Origin of the sequence: Arenibacter sp. ARW7G5Y1, assembly GCF_003201775.1 — a bacterium.
Taxonomy (GTDB): domain Bacteria; phylum Bacteroidota; class Bacteroidia; order Flavobacteriales; family Flavobacteriaceae; genus Arenibacter.
Genome location: NZ_QJJZ01000002.1, coordinates 353,920 through 376,217 on the forward strand (window position 1 = coordinate 353,920; position 22,298 = coordinate 376,217).

Genomic DNA, 22,298 nt, shown 5'->3' on the forward strand with positions numbered 1-22,298 from the left:
AACTTAAATTGATTAATTAGTATTGAAAAGATTTACCTTCAAAAATTTATTCGTCATTCTTCTGATTCAAAAAAGTAGGTAATCCGTACCTCAAAATAATTTGCAATTCTAGTTAAAGACTCAACTGTAACATTACTTTCAGCTCTTTCTATTCTGCCTAGGTGAGTTTTGGACAAATCAACCTCATTGGCCAATTGAAGTTGAGAAAGATTTTTTTGCTCTCTCAATTCTTTAATTCGCCTGCCTATTAATTTGAGTAAAATAATAGAGTCCGTCTTCATTCTTTAGTAAAGATGAATTAAGAATGAAAAAAAATCGGACACATATATGTGGTTTTTCAAAATAATATTTATATTTGTCTCATTAACATATGTTTGCGATTCTTCTTAGTTTGAATTAGTCTAGAAGCAGTCGCTTGGATTCCCGGTCTAAAAACTGGTAACTTAATGCACGGGATGATAAGCAAGGTGCCCATGACCCGGGGCATGGGTTTTCTTATCAGAGTGTACCAAACCAGTTCATGGATCTTAAAGAAGCGTTTAACCCACTTTATCTGAGCGTTGTTTTACTAAGAAGTTTTGCAAGCAGTAACCAAAAGGCTAAAAGAGCTATGAAACACATCTTATGTAACTTAAATGGTAAAACCGCCAATGGGCAACTTACCGTTCTTTTGCAGCATACCGTGTACGACATTCTCTTTACCAAAAAGCCCAAGAACCCAATATAGGTTTTGTATTATTATGGGATTTGTGTTGTACCAATTTTTCCGGAACTCGAAAATCCTTTTATCCCATAATCCACGATCCACACATTTTTTGGCATCCGGCCAAATAACGACAAAGCAGCCTAACATCATTTAAGGCTATTCCTTTGCTGCATCAGATATGTATGGTTAAGCATTTTTGACAGGCTAGGGGAGGAGCCATAAAAGTGAGCCAGGTGAGGCATGCCCATTCGGCAACCTAATCTTGCAAACAAAACCACAATACCAACCCATAGATCCATATTGCCTATGACATAGAACATATACAAAAATAGCCTCCCAAACCCTGTTTGACCGACTGGTTTGGAAGGCCTTGACTAAATAAAACTAAGTTTCATCTAATCTTCAAAATTATGAAAAATAATCTTGAGTACAGGGGTGTTATACGCTATCCAGACGTTGCGACAGCTCATGCCCCCGGCAATAGAATCGGGAACTTCCTTGGAGGCCGAATTGTCTATTCCCGCAGTGGTCATTAAGGATGAGCCAAGGTTTGCCTATAGGGGCATGATGCTGGATGTAAGCCGTCATTTCTTTCCCGTGTCCTTTGTCAAGAAGTACATAGACCTTATCGCCCTTCATAAGATGAATACACTTCATTGGCATTTGACAGAGGATCAGGCTTGGCGCATAGAAATAAAAAAGTATCCGAGGTTGACCGAGGTGGGAGCCTTCCGGAACGGGACCATTATCGGGCACCATCCGGGCACCGCAAACGATCAAGAGGTATACGGGGGCTTCTATACCCAAGAAGAGGTCAAGGATATCGTAGCATATGCCTCCAAGCAACATGTCACCATTATTCCTGAGATAGAGATGCCCGGACACGGAGCGGCCGCTATTGCAGCTTACCCCTATTTGAGCTGTTTCCCGGAAGAACCGACGAGCGTGTTCAATGATATGATGTCCGACAAGAGCAGGGAGCTACAGCAATCCGGTACCCCTAAGATTGTACAGGAAACATGGGGCGTAATGGATGACGTCTTCTGTGGGGGGAAGGAAAGCACTTTTGCTTTTCTACAAGATGTCCTGGATGAGGTGATACCGCTTTTTCCATCAAAGTACGTTCATATAGGTGGGGATGAAAGCCCAAAGGCCAATTGGGAACGTTGCCCGAACTGTCAGGCCAGGATCAAGAAGGAGAAGTTGAATGACGAGCATGAACTGCAGAGTTATTTTGTACAACGAATGGAGAAATATATAAATGGAAAGGGCAAACAAATTATAGGATGGGACGAGATTTTGGAAGGCGGATTGGCCCCTAACGCCACGGTTATGTCCTGGCGTGGCGAAAAAGGCGGGATTGAAGCGGCCAAACAACATCACGATGTTATCATGACACCCACCACCTATAATTATTTCGATTATTACCAATCAGAGGATACTGAGAATGAACCTTTGGCCATTGGAGGTTTTCTGCCCTTGGAAAAAGTGTACTCCTATAACCCAATTCCAGAGGAACTGGATAAGGAGGAGGAAAGATTCGTCCTTGGGGCGCAAGGTAATGTATGGACCGAATATATGAAAACGGAAGATCAGGTAGAATATATGACCTTTCCCCGTATGGCGGCCTTGTCCGAAGTGGTATGGTCTCCACAGGAATCAAGGTCTTGGGAAGATTTTAAGGAGAGATTGGAACATCTTGCCAAAAGATATTACGTTCTGGATATTGAATATGCAAAACATTTTATGGAGAACTGGTAGCATGAAGCGTTTCTACGCCATATGTGTCAATTATAATTTATGTTGGACTGTGCTTTTTATTTGCTTCATTAGGTGGTTTCAAGCAATTGGCAATTCTATCTAGTGCCTCGATTTTACTTATTTATTTGGGAGTAGCAATCGCTGTGATAAAATTGAGAAAAAAAGAAAATAAGGAAGATTCCGAATTGTCCAAAGACTCATTTAGAATCCCAGGAGGATATATTGTCCCAATTTTGGCCATTCTGGTTATTTTATTCTTTTTATCCAATCTGGCATTAAATGAATTAATCGCCATTGGCACTTTTATTGGAGTATTATCCATAATCTATTATTTAATTAATGTAGTAAGTCATAATTGATAAGGGAATTAAAAGAGGTTATTTAAATAACTATTTAGGAAACAACCAACTCATTCGCTTGATCCAGAACATGGTTGGTAAAACTTTCTTTAAATTGATATATTTGAAAAAATGCCATGTCCTGTCCAAAAACTATTCTTATTTTATTTGTTTCTTGATTACAATAAAAAACAGCTAATAATACCTTTGTAGTTCTTACCTAGTTTTGGTGTGCAAATAGTCGTGTTGTACAAAGTAAATATATCGACAACTGTAATATAGGGCTTTGATTGCCATTAATTAGATTTGGCACGTTTCCACTGTATTGACCTTAAAGGCTATGTCCACCGTTAGCCTGTAAAATTTTAGTACAGAGTATACGGAAAAGATGCAGGTCAATGTTGCCGTTATGACCACTGATAAAACGATAAAACGATTTTGGTCCAGATTGCCGGAAATATTTTTATATGGATTTTCATTATTGGGTATTAATAGTTTTTACTGTCATTTATTGATTCCCGTACTTTTCGGATAGCTTTGCCTATTATTTTCAATTGTGTGTACGGCAACATTCTGACACTCTGCTTTTTCTTTAATGGATAGTTCTTTTTGTTTAATGAAAAAGTATATTTACATTTATGGGAAATTTGACTATTTTTTTGTTTCTATGTGATTGCCCAATTATTCCATAGATATTAAATTGAACATCACTATAAACTTGAGCATTCCTATATAGTTAAACTAATGTTCTAAATTCTATACCTTGATATGTTAATTTTGAATTTAGTATTAGCCGGGGTTTACCTAGAAATTAATATTTAATTAGAATTCTTCAAGAAAATGTTATTTCGCTTAAGTTTTCTTTTGATATTTATAATCGTTTCTTGTTCATCTTCAGAAAGGCCTGATATAATTTTTGACAATTTTGAAAGTGGTACTTTTGACAAATGGAATAAGCAAGGGATTGCTTTTTTAAGGCCTATTAGTAAGGATTCCGTTGCCGATAGTATTCAGAATATAAGGGGAAATTTTTTTGCCTATTCTGTTTTTGAGGGAACTGGTTTGAACTATGGTCAAGGTAAACTTGTATCCTATCCTTTCAAGATAAATAGAAAATACATTCATTTTTTGGTGGCTGGTGGTAACCATACAACAAGGCAGTGTGTTAATCTGGTCATTAATAATAAGGTCGTCAGGGTTGCAACAGGAGCAAATGATAAGATCTTTAGAAATCACATTTGGAATGTAGATGAGTTGCAAGGTCAAGAAGCTGTAATTGAGGTGGTAGATGCCATGGCCACGGAATATGATGGTACCCTAATTCCTCACATTTTGGTGGATGATTTTACTTTTAGTGATTATAGGGATCCAACAATGGAGATATTTGAAGATTTTGAAAATGGTACATATAATAGTTGGCAGGTTGAAGGTGAGGCATTTGAAATTCCTAGAAATAGAACTAACATATATTACCCAATCACGCCAACAGGTTTTAATGGAAAGTTCTTTGCTTTTTCCTTTGGGGAGACCCATGATACCAAAGTTGGAAAACTTACCTCGAAACCTTTTACAATTGACCATGACGGTATTCGATTTTTAATTGGGGGAGGAGCGCATAAAGGTCTTACCTGTATGAATTTAATAATAAACGATTCCATAATTTTTTCCCAGTCAGGTGAAGACGATGGACAAATGCGCTTACATGAATGGGATGTAACTCCCTTTAAAGGAGAAGAGGCCGTTATAGAAATAGTAGATAATTATTCAGGAGGATGGGGTCATATTATGGTAGATGATATTATTTTTTATGACAATCCACCAAAATTAAGCTTCTGGAGTTACACAGGGTTTTTTGTATTGATTCTAATATTTTCCTTTATTTTGTCTATAAGGGGACTGTTTCCTACAAAGAAGAAAGAAGCGGCAAGCGAGGAGGAATTACAGAATTTGGAACTAGTAAAGAAGGCACTTAAAACATCTGAAATCTTTAAGGAGTCTAATCCAGAAATAGACCAAATAATCCTTATTACGGGTATTGAGGAAGATGAAATCACTAATTTATTCAAAAAAGTGGAGGACACCACGCTTATGAACTACCTAAACTTTTTAAGAGTGGAGGAATTTAAGAAGCTGCTTAAGGATCCCAAGAATGAGGCTTTTACAATGGTTTATCTGGCTGAAAAAAGCGGTTTTAATTCTAAATCTTCTTTTTATCGCGTTTTCAAATCAGTAACGGATTTAACACCTTCCCAATACAAGAACAGCCTAGGTTAAACCTGATTTGGGTTCTAACCCATTTCTTATAATAATTGGTTTAGATAACGGTACCATACAATCAGCTTCATGTTCATCATTTATACGGTTTTTGATGTCATCTTATTTTTGGAATCACTTAAGAAAGCAGATTTTATTACGATTAGTTGGTTTTTTCATGTTGATATATAAAGACCATTTATGTTTAGGTGGATGAAATACAATTTGAGGCCAAATATGACGGTTGCGTAAAAGACTAATGTTTACGGGTGATGGGATGTCCCAAATTCTTTACGGGACATACTGATTACCTAAAAATTAGCGAAAATATTCACTCCCGACTACTTTAGAAAAATCAAATCCAATCAAAAATTAATGGCTGGACATTCGTTACTTAATTTTGTTGGATTTGGTATTCAAATTGAATATGATTTTTGATTTACATGAAGCAATAATCTATAGCTTAACCAAACGAATTACACTACTGGTTGGTAGTTAAACTATGTATAACTAAACTTAAACTATTATTATGTACAGGAAAAACAATTATTGGATTAGTTGCTTAAAAAGGTTAAATAATAAATTAAGACATATTTTGGGTACTTTCAAAATAATACTGATAATCGCCCTTTCAACTAATATAGGTTGTAGCGCTCAAAATTTCCCTCCGACGAACTCCCTTTTCGACGGGACAACACTTAACGGTTGGAAGGCCGTAAAAAAGGAAAACGCCAAATTTTGGTCGGTTGTGGATAGTGTCATTACGGGTGGCGATGGGGTATCCAAAATCCCTACGAATACCTATTTGCATACTACCAAAAGCTTTGGGGATTTTGAATTCCGGGCCCTTTTTCGTTTGACCGGGGACCATAGCACTGGTCTGATCAACAGTGGTATACAGTACCGATCTATTATTGAAGACAATAAGATCATCGGCTACCAAGCGGACATAGGCAAAGGGTATTGGGGGGACATCTACGACGAGCACCGCCGGGCCAAACTATTGGGCGGCGATCTTAGTACCCTGAAACATATCCTGGACGAGGATGGCTGGAACAGTTATATTGTTAGATGTATCGGGAACAGGCATGAACTGTATATCAATGGTGTCAAAACGGCCGAGTATATTGAAAAAGACCCTAAGGTTCCGTCCAAGGGGGTCATAGGCATCCAATTGCACAGTGGAGGAAATGCCAAGGTCGAATTCAAGCATATTACAGTCACCGAGCTTTAAAGGAATATAATCATAAATATTTAGTGAATATACATGGAAATTAAAAGGAAATTACTTTTATATGGCTTTGCCTTTGCCGTAACCTGCATGGGATGTAAGGAAAGATCGGATACGGCCCATTCTGGGGACAATAACGGAGTTGAATATCCCGCCCTCAACAAAAAAACGCACTCGTCAAGGACGGAAATACTCTCACCAGAAGAGGAATTGGCCGGCTTTAATGTACCTGATGGCTTCGTGGTAGAGCTGGTGGCCAGTGAAAGGGACGGTGTGGTAAACCCTATCCATATGGCATTCGACGATGCGGGCAGATTGTGGACCCAGACCGCGGAGATGTATCCCTTGGACCCGGTATCCGATATCGCTTGGCGGGACCTACTAAAGTTGATGGACGATCCAGCGGCCCAGGAAAAAGATCCCAATTTTAAAAGAATTTTGGACCTGTACCGCGGTAAGACCAAGGGTAAGGATAAAATATTGGTACTTTCCGGACTCTACGGAAAAAATAGCGTTAAGACCAATGTCTGGGCAGACGGACTTGCCATTCCCCAAAGTATCTTGCCCTATAAAAATGGCACCTATGTGGCCCAGGGTTCCGAACTGTTCTTCTTGGAGGATACTGACAATGATGGCAAGGCGGACAAACGGACACCATTGTTCACCGGATTTGGGTTTACGGACACGCATACAATGGCCCATGTACTTGTGCGTGGTCCCGGGGATTGGATCCATTTTAGCCAAGGGGCCCTTAACAAAGGGGAAGTGAGCTCACTTAAAAGTGATGCCAAGATCCGATTGGATTATAGCAAGATTGCACGATTCTCCCTGGATGCAAAAAAAATAGAACTGGTCAATGCAGGATTGAACAATATCTGGGGCTTCAAGTTAAGGGGCAATGGCCAATGGTATGGAATGGAGGCCAATGACCTGGGGTATTCAGTAGTACCCATGGAGCAGGGTACGGGATTTCCCGGTATAGGTATGGAACGCCTTAGGCCTTACCAGCCATGGATGCCGGAACTGCACAAATTCCGTGTCGGGGGGACGGGCATGTCCGGGATTGCCTTTGCCGACGATTTGGAGGGGTCCTTTCCGAGTGAATGGAAAGATGTGGCCTTTATCGCCAATCCCATAACCAGTGAGATCAATGCAGTAAGGATCGTTCGTAATGAAGACGGCTCCGTTTCCGCTGAACTCCTTCCAAGTTTCTTGACCTCGGAAGACGATTGGTTCCGGCCGGTCAACATGGAATTCGGACCCGATGGTTGCCTTTATATTGCCGATTGGTACAATAAAATCGTTTCCCATAACGAGGTAGCTACATCACATCCTGACCGGGACAAATCCCATGGCCGTATTTGGAGGGTCCGTTATAAATCCCAAAAACCTCGCGAAATTCCCAATTTCTATGAGATAAAAACAAACGAACTCGTAGGTTATTTGAAGTCGCCCTCCATTTGGGCCAAACGTGCCGCCTGGCACCAGATTACGGATCGCCCCATAGGCGAGACCAAGGAATTGGCCAAAGACCTGATACTTTTGGTTTCTGATATTTATCAGGACGAGATTACCCGTATCATGGCGCTTTGGTCCCTTGAGGGGATAAAACATTACGACTATAAGTTGTTAGCGGCTTTAATGAATACTAAATCCGATAACCTTAGAAGGGAAGCTGTCCGTGCCCTGGAATCCTATTCCCTGGATGCCGGAACATTGGCCCAGCTATTGGAAGGGCCTTCCAATGATAATAACCCCATGGTAAGATCGCAGGTACTAAGGACCTTGGATGCGGCAGGAACGGCAAACCCACAGACCATAGCCCTATTGGTGGGGGCATGTAAACCACCACTTGAAGGGAACGATATGGGAGGGGCTTACGAACGTAATTTTGAAAGGTACTTGGCCCGTAAGGCCCTGGAGAATTATCCCAATGAACTGTTGGCCTTTATCAGGTCTCCCAAGGTCTCCCAATACGCCACTGTTAATTTAATATGGGCGAGCCAGGCGTTGCCAAAGGAGGAGCGGGAAACGGTGTTCATGGATCTATGGAAAAAAGCGGACAATAAGGAGCTGGACGAGCCGACCTTTTTAATCGTCGCCGGAATGCTGGAGAACAATCAGGTCATGAAGATGATGCTTCCAGTTCTGGAAAATGTGGGCAAAGCGCAGGAACATGTTTCTCTCACTCTAAAAAACCTGGCCAAAATACAATCAAAGGAACTTACCAATGCATTGATAAAGCCTATCGGGCATTTGCTAAAAAGTGGGGATATATCCCAACAAAATTTAGGTTTGGAGGCCATTGGAAAATTAGGTATCCACTCCTTAAGGGATAATGTAGTTCCATTTGTAAATGCGGACTCCTCTTCTGAAACGATCAAATTGGCCATGCTTGCACTGGTTGGTCGGCCTGGGGAAAATAGGGCGATTTTCGAGCGGATCGCAAAAATGGAGACCTTGGAACTGGATTTGAGGGCAGAGGCCATACAGGCACTGGCAAAAGCGGATATGCAAGCTGCCGATAAGGCCATAATCGCTTGGATGCCCAATTTGGACCAGTCCCAGAAACAATCCGTTACCCGGATATTGTCCAACTCCGAAGAGGGAAGTAACCTTCTCAAACAGCTTTTTGAAACGGGAACTTTGACTTCGCAAGAGTTTGATCTTTCCAGTGCGGAAAAGGTCTTTCAGTCCGATAAGGAAGATGCAAGGGGGATACAACTTTTTGAACAGGTGAAAAACAGGATAGACGGGGAAAAGAAGGCGTTCCAATCGAAACTGCAGCGATTCATGGCCATTGCTGAAAAAGGGGGAGGAAATCCCGAAAATGGCGAAAATCTTTTCCAGACCTGTCTCATGTGCCATAGTGTTGGTGACAAGGGACACGATTTTGCCCCGGCATTGGACGGATCGGCAATGCGGGAAAACGAGGCCCTCCTGACTGCAATTTTGAATCCGGATGCCGCTGTGGAAGGAAGTTACGCCGTTTATAGAGTAACCAAGAAAGATGGGGCCAACATAGAGGGCTATCTGGTGAAAAAGGATAATCGGGGAACCACAATTGGATTTATGGGGGGCGGTAGTCAATTTATCCAGGTTTCGGACATTGTTTCCGAAGGCTTTTTGGGAGGCCGTTCCTTTATGCCCAAGGGGCTGATCGACAATTATTCGGATGAACAGGTCTCGGACCTGTTGGCTTATATAAGAACATTAAAATAGGTAATCAATTTATCCATGCTCATAACCCCACATAATTTTTTGTTCATCCTTTTGGTATTGCTTATTTCGTTATGCCCATCATGGGCTCAAGAGAAAATACAACCACGTACCATAGTGTCTTTTGAAAAAACACAATTATTGGATAGGTATATCTCAGAGGGAGCGTCGATAGGGGATATTGATAAGGACGGCCATAAGGATATTGTTGCTGGTAACTTGTGGTGGAAAGGACCTGATTTTAAAGTGACATACGCCTATGGCCCTGTAAAATATTTTCCCATCACAGGTCCTGGCCTAGAAGGCTATTCTAACAATTTTTTTACTTTTCCTTCCCATATCGATGGAAACCGATGGACGGATATCCTTCAGGTGGGATTGCCGGGGACGGAAAGCAAATGGATAAAGGATCCGGGAAAGAATTCCTTTCCACTCACCAAAATGGTGCCCGAACCTGTATATCAAAATGCCCTTGGGAATGTTTGTCATGAGTCTCCAAGTCTAGTGAATGTAATTGGGGACGTCCAGGGAGAGTTACTTGCTTTTAGTCAGGGATACTTGGTGCTGGGATTGGCATCCTCAAAAAAAGGAGAGAATTGGCAAATGCTCCCAATTAGTTTAAAGGACGAAGGCAAATTCAAAAAATATTCGCACGGCTTGGGGGCAGGGGATATCAATGGGGACGGACTTGTGGACGTAATAGAAAGAAGCGGATGGTGGGAGCAGCCCAAAAACTGGGATAGAGCCACACCATGGGCCTATCATCCATTTCCATTTTCTCCGGGCAAGGGCGGAGCCCAAATGTTTTCCTATGATATTGATGGAGACGGAGATAATGATGTGGTCACGGCTATAGATGGCCATGGATATGGGCTTTCCTGGTTTGAACAGATCGAATATGGTGGAGAAATTACATTTAAGGAACATACCGTCATGACCAACAGTCCCGAGGATAACCCCTATGGTGTCTCCTTTAGTCAACTGCACGCTATGTCAATGACCGATATTGATAACGACGGTATTCCTGATATCGTTACCGGCAAATGTTATTACGCCCACAACGGGCACGACCCTGGAGCAGAGGACCCAGCTGTACTATATTGGTTCAAAACCCAGAGGTATGAGGATGGGCCGGCAGAGCTTGTCCCCTATAAGATAGATGATAACTCTGGCGTAGGAAGACAGATTTCCACAGGTGATCTTAATGGGGACGGAAAGATGGATATTGTGACCTCCAACAAAAAAGGAGTCTTTGCCTTTATTCAAAAATAGGTAAGTATAGAACATAGATTAATTGAATATATAAAAACACAGAATTATGACCAGACATTATGGAATGTTCCAGTTCAAGGAAGGGATAAGCGAATCGGAGATCGAGAATTGTTTTGCTGTTATGCAGGATATGGTGGGCCGTATACCGGGGCTCGTGGAGATGGAATACGGCCCCTATGATAGTACCGAGGGACTTAATGACGGGTTTACCCACGGGTTTATTATGACCTTCGACAGCCCTGAATCCAGGGATGCCTATCTACCACATCCCGTACACGAAGAGGTAAAAGAAGTGGTAGTACCAAAATTGGAGCGGGTAGTAGTGTTCGACTTCAACGTATAACAAAAAATAAAGCTATGGGTACATCCGATAAAAGTATGGTAATGCTGGGCTGTTTTGATACCAAGGGGGAGGATTTTTCCTATCTCTTAAAAAGTCTCAAGGCCTTGGGCCAACAAGTGATCACAATAAACACGGGGGTCATGGGGACTTCCGTGGACTTCCCCATCGATGTGGACCAGGATGCCGTGGCGCAGGCCTCGGGCGCGGGCTTGGAGGCTATCCGGGATTCCGGAGATAGGGGAAAGGCGGTTGAGTTGATGGGAAAGGGAGCAGCGAAGATCCTTGAGGACCTTGCTTCCAGGGACATGATCAAGGGAGTTATAGGAATGGGCGGTGGAGGAGGAACCTACATCATCCTTGAGGCGATGCAGGCGGTACCCCTGGGCATCCCCAAATTCTGCCTGAGTACGGTAGTGGCCAAGGACCTCTCCAGACAGATAGGGGTCAAGGACATTACCTTGATGTCGTCGGTAGTGGACGTGGCGGGGCTCAACAGCATCAGCAGACTGTTGATACGGCAGGCGGCATCGGCGATTACCGCCATGGCGGATACCAAGGTGGGTGCTTTGGAGGAAAGCAAAAGGAACATCGCCATCAGTATGTTCGGGAACACCACCAAATGCGTGGACAAATGCACCGAATTGTTAAAAGAAAAAGGATACGAGGTTATGGCCTTCCATGCCACCGGGGTGGGCGGTGCCACCATGGAATCGCTGATCCGTGAAGGGGTCTTCGACGCTGTGCTGGACGTTACCACCACGGAACTGGCCGATGAGCTCTGCGGGGGTATTTTGAGCGCTGGGCCGGACCGACTGACCGCGGCAACGGAAATGGGGCTCCCCCAGATCGTAGTACCTGGATGTCTGGATATGGTGAACTTTGCCCAAATGGACACCCTACCCGAACAGTACAGGTCGCGACAGCTCTACAGTTGGGCACCGGACGTGACCCTGATGCGGACCAATGTCACCGAGAACGAAACCTTGGGAAAACAGTTGGTGGACAAGCTCACAGGGGCCAGGGCCCCTGTGGAGATCCTACTTCCGTTAAAGGGTATATCCCAGATCGACAGCGAAGGGGATATTTTCTATGATCCCAGAGCGGATGATGCCCTGTTCAGATCTATAAAGGAAAATGCGAAGGGCCAATTGCCGGTTGTTGAAATGGACGCCCATATCAATGACGAGGCCTTTGCCAAGTCCCTAGTGGATCGTTTATTGAAATTAATGGATTAAAGAGGAATACGATACAAGAATAAAATACAACCAAAAAAAGAAACAAAATGCCAAATAAATGGACGGGGAAGGGTAACCCTTATACCCGGGAAGAAGTTAGACAGCGATTGCAAAAGACCTTGGCCCAAAGGAAAGCCATCATAGGTGCTGGAGCGGGAACAGGGATAAGTGCCAAATTCATAGAAAAGGGAGGGGCCGATTTTTTGATCATATACAACTCCGGTCGATTTAGGATGTCGGGCCACGGATCCACTGCCGGCCTTATGGCCTATGGCGATGCCAATGCCGTTGCCATGGAGATCGGGGAATTTGAAGTATTGCCAGTGGTGGAAGAGATTCCGGTTTTTTGTGGGGTACACGGATCCGATCCCCGTAGGCGCATGTGGCATTTTCTGCAACAGGTAAAGGCCATGGGATTTTCAGGAATCAATAATTTTCCTACCCATTCCATCGTGGATGGCAGCTTTAGGGATATCCTGGAGGAGACCGGGATGGGCTTTTACAAGGAAGTGGAAATGGTACGTCTGGCCTCGGAAATGGATCTTTTCTCCTGTGTTTACGTAGCCACTCCCGAGGAGGCCGTACAGATGGCCGAGGTAGGAGCCGATTCCATCATAGCCCATGTGGGGACGACCGTCGGGGGTTCTATCGGTGTTGTTGGTGCAACAGTGGATATGGACTTTGCCATTAAAAGGACCCAAGAGATCATCGAGGCGGGCCGGAAGGTCAATCCGGATATCATTTTCCTGGCCCATGGAGGCCCCATCAATACTCCGGATGACGTTAAGGCCATCCTTTCCAAGACGGATGCCCATGGCTTTGTAGGGGCATCCTCCCTAGAGAGGATGGCCGTGGAATCCTCGTTGACGGCATTGACGCAGGAATTCAAATCCCTAGAAATATAGGCTAGGATACCGTTACATAACGAACCTGGAATACCAATAACCAATAAACCAAATAGATTATGGAAAGTATATCAAAAGAGGACAGCTCACGGAAAAGAACACTTTTTCTGGGATGTTTTATAGCCCTGTTGACCACCGCATTCGGTTTTATTACCCGCGTATTCCTAGTGGATACCTGGAGCGAGGCTTTCGACCTGAACCCGGCAGAGGCGGGAAGGCTCATGGGGATAGGGATCTGGCCTTTTTTTGTGGCCATCATTTTCTTCAGTCTGCTGATAGATAGGATCGGGTATAAACTGGCCATGATCTTTGCCTTTATAGGTCACATGACCTGGGGGGTTATGGGCTATCTTGCCTATCAATATCTGCAGTCCGGGGATATTGATACAGCCTACAGCCTTTTGTATTGGGGCAGCTTGGTATTTGCATTGGGCAACGGTACGGTGGAGGCCTTCATAAATCCTGTGGTGGCCACCATGTTCAACAGGGAAAAGACCAAATGGCTGAACATATTACATGCCGCCTGGCCGGGGGGACTGGTCCTTGCGGGGATCATCTTTATAGGTATGGGCAATGTGGAATGGTGGATCAAGATCGTCATCACCGTGGTGCCTGCCATCATGTATTTTTTTATACTTATAAGGCAGGAATTCCCGCCCAACGAACGAGTGGCGGCCGGGGTAAGCTATAGGGAAATGCTTCAGGAGTTTGGTATCGGGGGAGCTTCCTTGGTAGCTTTTTTAGTGGTGCTACAACTGAACGATTTTTTTGGGCCCGGTCCTGAAGATTATGCAATGCGCTATGGGTTCATCGCCATAGGGGTGCTCATGGTGGCCGCTTTTGGCTGGTACGTACGGACCTTGGGCAGGCCCATATTGTTGTTCCTTTGCTTTATCATCATGCCCCTGGCCACCACCGAACTGGGCACGGATTCCTGGATCCAGTCCATCATGCACGGGATAGCAAGCGATAAGGGTTTCGATGCGGGATGGGTACTTATATATACCTCCGCCATTATGTTGGTGCTCCGGCTCTTTGCCGGATCCATTTTGCATAAGGTATCTCCATTGGCCCTATTGGTCATCAGTTCCGTGCTGGCCATTTTCGGGCTCTATTTCCTTTCAATTTCAACGGGCTGGTACATTTTTGCAGCGGCGACCCTATATGGTCTTGGCAAGACATTTTTCTGGCCCACTACCTTGGGAGTGGTGGCAGAGCAGACCCCTAGGGGGGGCGCCCTTACCCTGAACGCGGTGAGCGGCATTGGCATGCTCACCGTGGGCATGTTGGGGGCACCCATTATCGGGGCCTTCCAATCCAATTCGCAGATCGAACAACTGCAGGCCTCCCAGGAATTGGTCCAGGCTGCCCCGAATACCCTGTTGGCCGACGGGAAGATGGAGCTGCCCCTAAGGGATGAGACCATCTATTCCATCATCGATTTCCAAACGGTGGACATGGATGAGTTAAACAGGGCCCTGGAAGGTGTCGCTGATCCACAGGAGATCAATGCCCTGGTAGCCGATTTGAAGACCAAAGGGACCCAGAGGGCGCTGGCCAAGGTCATCGTGTTCCCGGTGATCATGTTGGCCTGTTACCTGATCCTTATCTTCTATTTCAGGGCCAAGGGAGGATATAAACCAATCGTATTGGGACAAAACTAAGGTGAAATAAAAAGTGGACTTGCAACAAAAAAGTGGACATTTAGTTAAGAGTTATGCTGCTATTTTCTGATTGGACATTTCGGTTTCAAATTCTTCTATTGTTTTATACCCCAAAGTGGAGTGTAACCTTCTTCTGTTGTACCAGGTCTCGATCCATTGAAAGACGGAAAGTTCAGCTTCAGATCTGTGGTCATAGCTGTGTTTGTACACCCATTCCACTTTCAAGCTCTTAAAGAAACTTTCGGCCACTGCATTGTACCAACAATTACCCTTCCTGCCCATACTTTGTTTTACGATCCCATCATAACTTTTAATGATATTGGTGAATCTACAACTGGCATATTGTGACCCCCTGTCTGAATGGAATATGAGTTCTTTCGTAATGAACCTTTGCTTGACCGCCATGTTCCAAGCTGGATTAATGGTGTTGTCTGTACTTAGGTCATCGCTCATCGACCATCCTACGACCTTTCTGTTGAACAGATCGATTATTACAGTTAGATACATCCAGCCTTGTTTGGTCTGTATATAAGTCATATTGGACACCCAAACCTGGTTCTCTCGGGATACCGTAAAGTTCTGGTTTAGGATATTAGGGGCTATTGGATAATCATGGGCCGAATCTGTCGTAAATCTGAACTTGCGTTTTCTTCTGGCCAATAGGTTATTGGCCCTCATTATCCTGGCCACCCTGGGCCTAGAGACACGATGCCCTTTTTTCAGCAGTTCCACTTTGATCCTGGGTGCCCCATAGCTCTCAAAGCTATCTTTGAAAATATCACGGATAGCCAATGATATGGCCTCGTTCTCGCACCACCTCTTGGATGGCCCCCTGACCAACCAATTATAATACCCGCTTTTACTTACATTGAACATTTTGCACATCCTCCCAACTGGAAATTTGAATTTATGGTGTTTTATGAACCTATATTTTTCCTGTCGCCCTAGGAGAAGATGGTTATTGCCTTTTTTAGGATATCGCGTTCAATCTCGGTATCCCTTAATTTTTTCTTCAACTCCGCAATCTCCTTCTGTTCATCGGTCAATTTTGGGTTGCCCTTTCCCGGAAAACTGTTTTTCCCATAATCCTGGGATTCCCTTCGCCATCGGCTCAGTACCGAAGTGGGGATGTCCAGTTCCCTGCATATCTCAACAACACTGCCACGGGCATAGCTCAGTTCCACAGCTTTTTCCTTAAACTCTACACTGTAATTCCTTTTTTTTCTCTTGACATGTTTCAAAGTTAATTTAAACAGCCAACACACTCTTATTTTATCGTCCAGTTAAATATAGTAAGTCCAATTCCCAAGGTACTTTTTTTTCGTCTTCTTAAGTTCAGAGGAATTATTCTTGTCTTCAAACCGTAATTGGAGCTTGTTCATATCCTCGGCAAGTTTGATATCCAGTATTTTGGCGTAATGCTGGGTTGTCTTTAAAGACTTGTGTCCCAGCATTTTGCTCACGGATTCAATAGGCACACCGTTTGCTAGAGTTATGGTAGTGGCAAAGGTATGCCTTGCAACATGAAAGGTTAAATTCTTGTTTATTCCAGTTAGGTCTGCTATTTCTTTAAGATAACCGTTTGTTTTTTGATTGCTATAAACTGGTAATAATCGATCCTTGTCACAAGGTAAAGAGGAATACTTGGAGATGATTCTTTCGGCAATTGGCAATAGCGGAATACTACTCATGGATTTGGTCTTGGTTCGCCTCACTTTGATCCATCGTTTCCCATCTATCCCGATTACGATATCGTTTACACTGAGCTTGGCAACATCAACATAGGCCAAACCAGTGTAGCAACTGAAAATGAAAACATCCCTTACCTGTTCCAATCTTGAAATCGAGAATTGTTTTTCAATTAGGATATTTATTTCTTCTTTGTTTAAATATTCCTTATCAATGGATTTCGGTCGAAGCTTAAAGTTGTAAAAAGGATCTTTATCGATCCATCCATTGGCGTAGGCCTGGCGTATTATCTTTTTGAAGTAGGCTATATATTTTAAGGACGAATTATGTGAGAGTCCTTGATCGGCCTTTAAATAGTAAATAAAGCTGTTGATGAACTTAACATCTACCTGATGGACAGGTTGGTCCTCGGAGTTATAGTTAGATATAATAAATTTTCTGAGGTGCTTTTTGGTGGTCTTATAGCGTTGAAGTGTCCTAAAGGAGAATTCCCTTCCCACCAGTTTTTCCATTCTTTGGTTATGCTCGGCAAACATTTCCAAAATCAATTTTTTATTGTTATTTGCCCCTATAAATTCATCCCTTATTCCTTTTGCCGATATATAATTATTGTCATCGTTCAAAAACCTTTGATAAATCTCATATATTCGATTTTTAATAATATCCAGTTGACGGTTGGTCTGTTTGGCTTCTGGGGTATAGCCTATAACCTTGTTGGCCTTGGCATCCCATTTAGAAATAGGCACTTTTCTCATGGTGCTAACTTCAGCTCTCTTTCCATTGTAGGTAATTCGCAGATAGATGATGGCCTGGGAGGGGTCGCTCACACCCTTTTTTCGGATATAAAACAGAATTGACAATAGATCTTGCATAATTTTTATTTTTTTACCACTTAAATATAGTAAATTAAAAACAAAAGAAGTCTTTGTAATACGCTGTATATAAGATGTTTATGGTTAATTCGGTGGCACTAAATTATGTATTGTTGGTGCCACCGAATGGGACACTTTTTGGATGGTATTAAATGATATTAAATGGGGTTTAATAAAATGAAAAACCCTGTAAATATTGACATTTACAGGGTTTTGATTGAATTTGATATTCAAATCGTACTCGAGGTGGGAATCGAACCCACACTCCGAAGAACTGGATTTTGAATTCAGAGTATTTTGATGTCATATGTAGTTAAATAGCTCATATTAAGCTATTTACATTTTTACAAAAAACAATAAAGACCATATAAAACCATAAAAAACCACCATTTGTTGTACCTATGTTGTACCTAGAATTCGTATCTTTAGTATAAATAGTAAAGTATGGGGTCAAGTATAAAGGTAACTCTTCGCAAGAAAGCGAACAAACAAGGTCTTTTTCCTTTAGCGGTTCGCATAACTAAAAACAGAAAAACGACCTATCTTTATATAGGGCATTACATTGCTATTAAATATTGGGATGAAGGCAATCGCGAGGTGCGAAAATCGCATCCCAATTCCATACGCTTAAACAATCTTCTAATCAAGAAGTTGGCTGAAGCGAATCAAACCTTAATTGATTTACAGACTCATCAAAATGATATCTCGTCAAAACAGATAAAAGAGGAAATTGCAACTCCGCTTACCAAAACTAGCTTTAAAGAAATTGCCGATAATTATTTAGATAATTTAGAAAAAACAAATAAACTACAGCGTTTATCATCCGATAAAGCGCGAGTCGGCCATTTTATAAGGTTTGTCGATAATGATGATTTAAGTTTTCGAGAAATTGACGAGGCTTTATTGCGTCGTTTTTCACTCTATTTGAAAACTACACGAAAAGTATCTCAACGCTCGGTCATTAACAACTTAATTGTAATTAGAACCCTATACAATAAAGCTATACGATTAGGAATTGTTGACAGAAAATTGTATCCATTTGGAGCGGATAAAATACGCATCAAATTCCCCGAATCCGAAAAAGTTGGGCTTACCATAGAAGAAATTCAATCAATCGAGGCTTTGGAGGGCTTAACGGAACAGCAATCTCATGCGCGAAATGTTTGGTTGTTTAGTTTTTATCTTGCAGGGATGCGTGTTGGTGATGTTCTTATGATTAAGTGGAGCGATATTTACGATGGCCGGTTACACTATCGTATGGGGAAGAACGAAAAATTGTTATCCTTTAAATTACCAGAGAAAATTACATCACTTTTAAGACGATATTATGAGGACAGGAGATCAAGTGAGGATTTTGTTTTTCCTGAAATGAACAATGCTGACCTGAAAAATCCGAAAGATGTTTTTAACAAAGTAAAAACCGCCAACAAAAAATTTAATAAATATCTCGTGCATATCGCAGAAAAAGCGAAAATAAACAAAAAGCTCACCATGCACATTGCCCGTCACAGTTTTGGCAATATTTCAGGCGACAGAATTCCTATTCAGATGCTGCAAAAGCTATATCGTCATTCCACCGTTACAACTACAATAAATTATCAAGCCAATTTTATGCATAAAGAGACTGATGATGCTTTAGAAAAGGTTATTAATTTCTAAATTTTCAAATTTTCAAAAAGTTCAGCAAAAAAGGAAAGTTAATACTTTGCGCATTTTTATTTTTTCTCCCTATCCACGAAAAAAGCACCTTTTGCGGTGTCAATTTCTATAACTCAATCACTTCTTTAAAAGCTACATTGAAATCCCCTTACCCTTGTACTTCGACCAATCCGTGAGTTCATCCTTGAACCTATTGTAAATCTCCTCTTGCCCTTTTTTGCCCCTATTGCCCAATAACGAACTGATGGCATAAACGCCTTTTCGCAACAAACGGTTTTGTTCGAAGGAAGATTTCCTTTCCAGTGCCTTATTTAAACTTTTCCGAAGTCCGTTGTCCATATGGTGCTGCACCAACTCCGAATGGAGGTTTGGGTAAACTTTTTCAGCTGTCAGCATAAAGGCGACCCTATCGTACATTCCCCTTTCCATTAGATGGTCCGCCCAAAGGTTCTTGAGATCGTTCCTGCCATCTTTGATCAGGCCGTTGATGACGGTCTGCTGTTCCAATAATGTGGCGGTGACATCGGGAATGGAATTCAAATAAAGGTCTGTTCTTTTTGGCAAGGGGCAACTTGTCCTATGGTCCGTATAAATGGATCTGACCTCGAATCCGTCCTTCCCTTTTACAAAATAGAATCCCTTGGCGTTGAATAGGGCCATATAGTCGTTCGGGGATTTTTCATAAGGCGCTTGCATCCGTTCGGCGTGTTTTACATAACTGCCCAATGCGGCCTTCTCGAATTCTTGCCTATATCCGATTTCCATGGTACCGTACAGTTTTGGAAAGACCATTGGCAGAAAAAAGGAGGATGCCGTAAGTTCAGGGCCAATATCGGAATTCCGTGCCGTCAACATTTCCAATACCATATGGTTTTGACGGACAAAACCGGTGGATACATAGGCGTCCATGGACTTGGGGAAGGGCAGGTCGCCCAAACGAACAGGGACCGTATGTTTGTTGGAACCGGAAAAGGACAATCGGTTGTCCTGGTACTTTACGCCCAGGGACCGGAACAGGCGATGGACACTCCCCTTTTCCTTCCCTACATCGAAAATGCAGTTTTCCAATATCCTGCCGATAAGCCGGAACTTGCTTTCCAAGGTTTCTTTTTCCTTTTTTTCCTCCAATTGGTATAGCCTGTCCCTAACCGTCGGGAACTCTCTTTTAAGTGCTTCCATCAACAAATTTTTTTGATTTCTTGGAAGGTAGCGTTCAAGAAAAATGTAGTTTTTTGATGTTTTAATATGCGGAAGGATATCCATTGGGTTCCTGGCCATTATGTTCTCCGAGAACAGTCCGTTGCGGTCGTGGGACTTCAGATAGGATGTCCGGAATGCCTCTTTTATGAGTTTTTGGACTTCCAATGTAAACTGATTGCTATCGGTATCGATCTCCGTGGGTCCTTCGCCGTTCCCGAAAATGTCAAGACGTTTCTCCATTCTTATTTTTGGACTCAGCTCGCTTTCCTTGAACGCATATCCCGATTTGTCATGGATGGTGTACCCCTTGATGGCATCCCCTTTTATGTCCAGTTTTATATCGATGCCCTGATATTCCTTAAGTACTTCGACGAGGTCGTGTGGCCTTATGGCCCTGAAAAGACCATAGGTGGTCCCTATCTGTTTCAGCAGGCGTTTGCGGTGCATCGGAAGTAGTTTCGACTTTGAATTGGCCTCGAATACCTTTTGCAGTTTCGGGCCGCTCAGGCTTCGGTGAACGGTGGAGCCGTTGATGAACCGGGTCCGGTAGCCTTTTTGATTGTCCAGTCCATAGGCCACCCCAATCTTCCCCGATATTTTTCTTGTCTGCCTTACCTGTATGTGATAGGGATTTACGAGTTTCGCCAGCTCCCCGAAACTGCGCACTTTGTGTTTTTGGAGGATGCCGTTCAGTACGTCCTGTAAATAGTACTTCGTCCCTTGGGCAGGGTCCATCCCGAACTGGAGTACTGGTAATCTGTATATTGGCAGTTCCCTCTGCTGTGTGGTACGAGGCGATGGTGATAGGTTAAACTTTTTTTCAAGGTATCGTTGGGTCGCCAGGTTACTTCTATAGCTGTTGAAAATTCCGAGAACCTTTCCATCATCGTCCACATTGGTCGTTATAATATGGACATGCTCATGGCCGGTATCGGTGTGCCTTACCATTACAAAGGGCTGTTCGCCATAGCCCATTTGCTCCATGTATTCCCTTGATACTGCTTGGAAGGTATTGTCATCTAGGTGTTCCCCTAGGGGAAGGTTCAGGGTAATATGGGCATAGCGGTTCTTGGTGGCATTGCGCTGTCCCTGGAAATGGAGTACCCTCCCGAAGAACTTTTGTGAAATGTCCTGTGAGTACATGTTCCCATATCCGAGTATGCGCATACCCTCTTTGCCGAAGACATAGTTCAGCATTCCCTGACAGCTTTCCCCATATCCAATCCTTCCTATCATCCCATTTGTTCTTCTAATGTGATTTCAATAAGTGCGCTAAGCAGTTCATTGGTCCTTCGTATCTCGTCCATCAAACCACTGTTGGGACTTCTCTGGTTCTTCAAGTTTGCCAGTTTTACCAATTGGTTGATGTTGCTGCCTATCCTGTTGATATGGTGGGCAAGGTCCGAAGTGTTCGGCAGCCTGTCCCTTTCCTCCGATTCCCTATCCAATACGAGCCTTCTCAGAAGGGGGCTTATTACGCCCCTTTCGTGAATATTCAAATGATAAGATTTGCAGATTGTCTTCAATTTATCATATTCCATATCGTTGAACCGTAGCATTATGTTATGGTACCGCTTATTATTACCCAACCGTTTTCGGCCTCCTTTCTTTCGTTCCATTTCCTTTGTTTTTAAGGCAAACACTTCGACTGAAGTAGACAATTCTAAGTTACTTAGAATATAACTTGCTATCCTTTCCAAGGATAAATATAGTTGATCAATATTAAATATAAAAGACTAATAATCAATTCTTTAACCCTATAAATCATATGGAATCATATAGGACTATATGGGTACACGTATATAATTTATATGGTCCAATTTGGTGTTTAAAAAATTAGGGAATCATGGAAATATCCAAGTTTTTTGTGGAGAGGGGAAGAAAGGTCAAGGGGTTTTTCTCCCCTTGTGCTTTTCAGTGGCCGAGAGGGGGTCGGGCTAAATTGGAACGG

General features: G+C 42.9%; 16 protein-coding genes. 11 read left to right on the forward strand and 5 right to left on the reverse strand.

All coding sequences use genetic code 11. The annotated features are described in order from the left end of the window. Window positions 1–53: 53 nt before the first annotated feature. On the reverse strand, window positions 54–281 hold the full coding sequence (locus tag C7972_RS04645) for a helix-turn-helix domain-containing protein (RefSeq protein ID WP_110355061.1): 228 nt from the start codon (window positions 279–281) through the stop codon (window positions 54–56). An 848-nt stretch (window positions 282–1,129) separates the two neighbouring features. Between C7972_RS04645 and C7972_RS04655 the strand changes: the two genes are divergently transcribed. The 10 genes from C7972_RS04655 (at window position 1,130) to C7972_RS04700 (ending at window position 14,927) form a co-directional block, all read left to right on the forward strand. Further along, entirely contained in the window at window positions 1,130–2,467 is a 1,338-nt protein-coding gene (locus C7972_RS04655) for a beta-N-acetylhexosaminidase (RefSeq protein WP_258364771.1), read from the forward strand. 152 nt (window positions 2,468–2,619) lie between these two features. Next, the gene (locus C7972_RS23745; RefSeq protein ID WP_181422825.1) at window positions 2,620–2,826 is read left to right on the forward strand and encodes a hypothetical protein; all 207 of its coding nucleotides are present in this window, start codon (window positions 2,620–2,622) and stop codon (window positions 2,824–2,826) included. An 819-nt stretch (window positions 2,827–3,645) separates the two neighbouring features. Next, a complete protein-coding gene (locus C7972_RS04665; protein ID WP_110355065.1) occupies window positions 3,646–5,079 on the forward strand; it encodes an AraC family transcriptional regulator in 1,434 nt (477 codons plus the stop codon). 508 nt (window positions 5,080–5,587) lie between these two features. Next, window positions 5,588–6,292 (forward strand): DUF1080 domain-containing protein, encoded by a 705-nt coding sequence (locus C7972_RS04670; protein WP_110355066.1) that lies wholly within the window; start codon window positions 5,588–5,590, stop codon window positions 6,290–6,292. A 33-nt stretch (window positions 6,293–6,325) separates the two neighbouring features. Continuing rightward, window positions 6,326–9,511 (forward strand): PVC-type heme-binding CxxCH protein, encoded by a 3,186-nt coding sequence (locus C7972_RS04675; protein WP_110355067.1) that lies wholly within the window; start codon window positions 6,326–6,328, stop codon window positions 9,509–9,511. Between the two features lie 138 nt (window positions 9,512–9,649). Then, on the forward strand, window positions 9,650–10,780 hold the full coding sequence (locus C7972_RS04680; protein WP_181422826.1) for a VCBS repeat-containing protein: 1,131 nt from the start codon (window positions 9,650–9,652) through the stop codon (window positions 10,778–10,780). Window positions 10,781–10,826: 46 nt separating this feature from the next. After that, window positions 10,827–11,123, forward strand: a complete 297-nt coding sequence (locus tag C7972_RS04685) for a Dabb family protein (RefSeq protein WP_110355069.1) — start codon at window positions 10,827–10,829, stop codon at window positions 11,121–11,123. Window positions 11,124–11,137: 14 nt separating this feature from the next. Further along, window positions 11,138–12,358, forward strand: coding sequence for a Tm-1-like ATP-binding domain-containing protein (locus tag C7972_RS04690; protein WP_110355070.1), 1,221 nt, complete (start codon window positions 11,138–11,140; stop codon window positions 12,356–12,358). Window positions 12,359–12,405: 47 nt separating this feature from the next. Further along, window positions 12,406–13,263: a phosphoenolpyruvate hydrolase family protein gene (locus C7972_RS04695; RefSeq protein WP_110355071.1), complete on the forward strand. Its 858-nt coding sequence runs from the start codon at window positions 12,406–12,408 to the stop codon at window positions 13,261–13,263. 59 nt (window positions 13,264–13,322) lie between these two features. Next, window positions 13,323–14,927 (forward strand): sugar MFS transporter, encoded by a 1,605-nt coding sequence (locus tag C7972_RS04700; RefSeq protein ID WP_110355072.1) that lies wholly within the window; start codon window positions 13,323–13,325, stop codon window positions 14,925–14,927. Between the two features lie 51 nt (window positions 14,928–14,978). Here the strand turns inward: C7972_RS04700 and C7972_RS04705 are convergent. Both C7972_RS04705 and C7972_RS04710 read right to left on the reverse strand, forming a co-directional pair. Next, a protein-coding gene (locus C7972_RS04705; protein ID WP_110355152.1) for an IS3 family transposase occupies window positions 14,979–16,183 on the reverse strand; the annotation gives its coding sequence in 2 pieces (ribosomal slippage) (window positions 14,979–15,901 and window positions 15,901–16,183; 1,206 coding nt in all). Window positions 16,184–16,210: 27 nt separating this feature from the next. Further along, window positions 16,211–17,488 carry a site-specific integrase gene (locus C7972_RS04710; RefSeq protein WP_110355073.1) on the reverse strand — a complete coding sequence of 426 codons (1,278 nt, stop codon included), beginning with the start codon at window positions 17,486–17,488 and terminating at the stop codon, window positions 16,211–16,213. A 444-nt stretch (window positions 17,489–17,932) separates the two neighbouring features. On the opposite strand from C7972_RS04710, the gene C7972_RS04715 reads away from it, so the two are divergent. After that, the gene (locus C7972_RS04715) at window positions 17,933–19,147 is read left to right on the forward strand and encodes a site-specific integrase (RefSeq protein WP_110355074.1); all 1,215 of its coding nucleotides are present in this window, start codon (window positions 17,933–17,935) and stop codon (window positions 19,145–19,147) included. Between the two features lie 132 nt (window positions 19,148–19,279). Here the strand turns inward: C7972_RS04715 and C7972_RS04720 are convergent, their stop codons facing one another. Both C7972_RS04720 and C7972_RS04725 read right to left on the reverse strand, forming a co-directional pair. Then, window positions 19,280–21,583: a relaxase/mobilization nuclease domain-containing protein gene (locus tag C7972_RS04720; RefSeq protein ID WP_110355075.1), complete on the reverse strand. Its 2,304-nt coding sequence runs from the start codon at window positions 21,581–21,583 to the stop codon at window positions 19,280–19,282. Continuing rightward, window positions 21,580–21,966 (reverse strand): plasmid mobilization relaxosome protein MobC, encoded by a 387-nt coding sequence (locus C7972_RS04725; protein WP_146216266.1) that lies wholly within the window; start codon window positions 21,964–21,966, stop codon window positions 21,580–21,582. The genes C7972_RS04720 and C7972_RS04725 overlap by 4 nt, the downstream gene beginning before the upstream one ends. Between the last annotated feature and the right edge of the window lie 332 nt (window positions 21,967–22,298).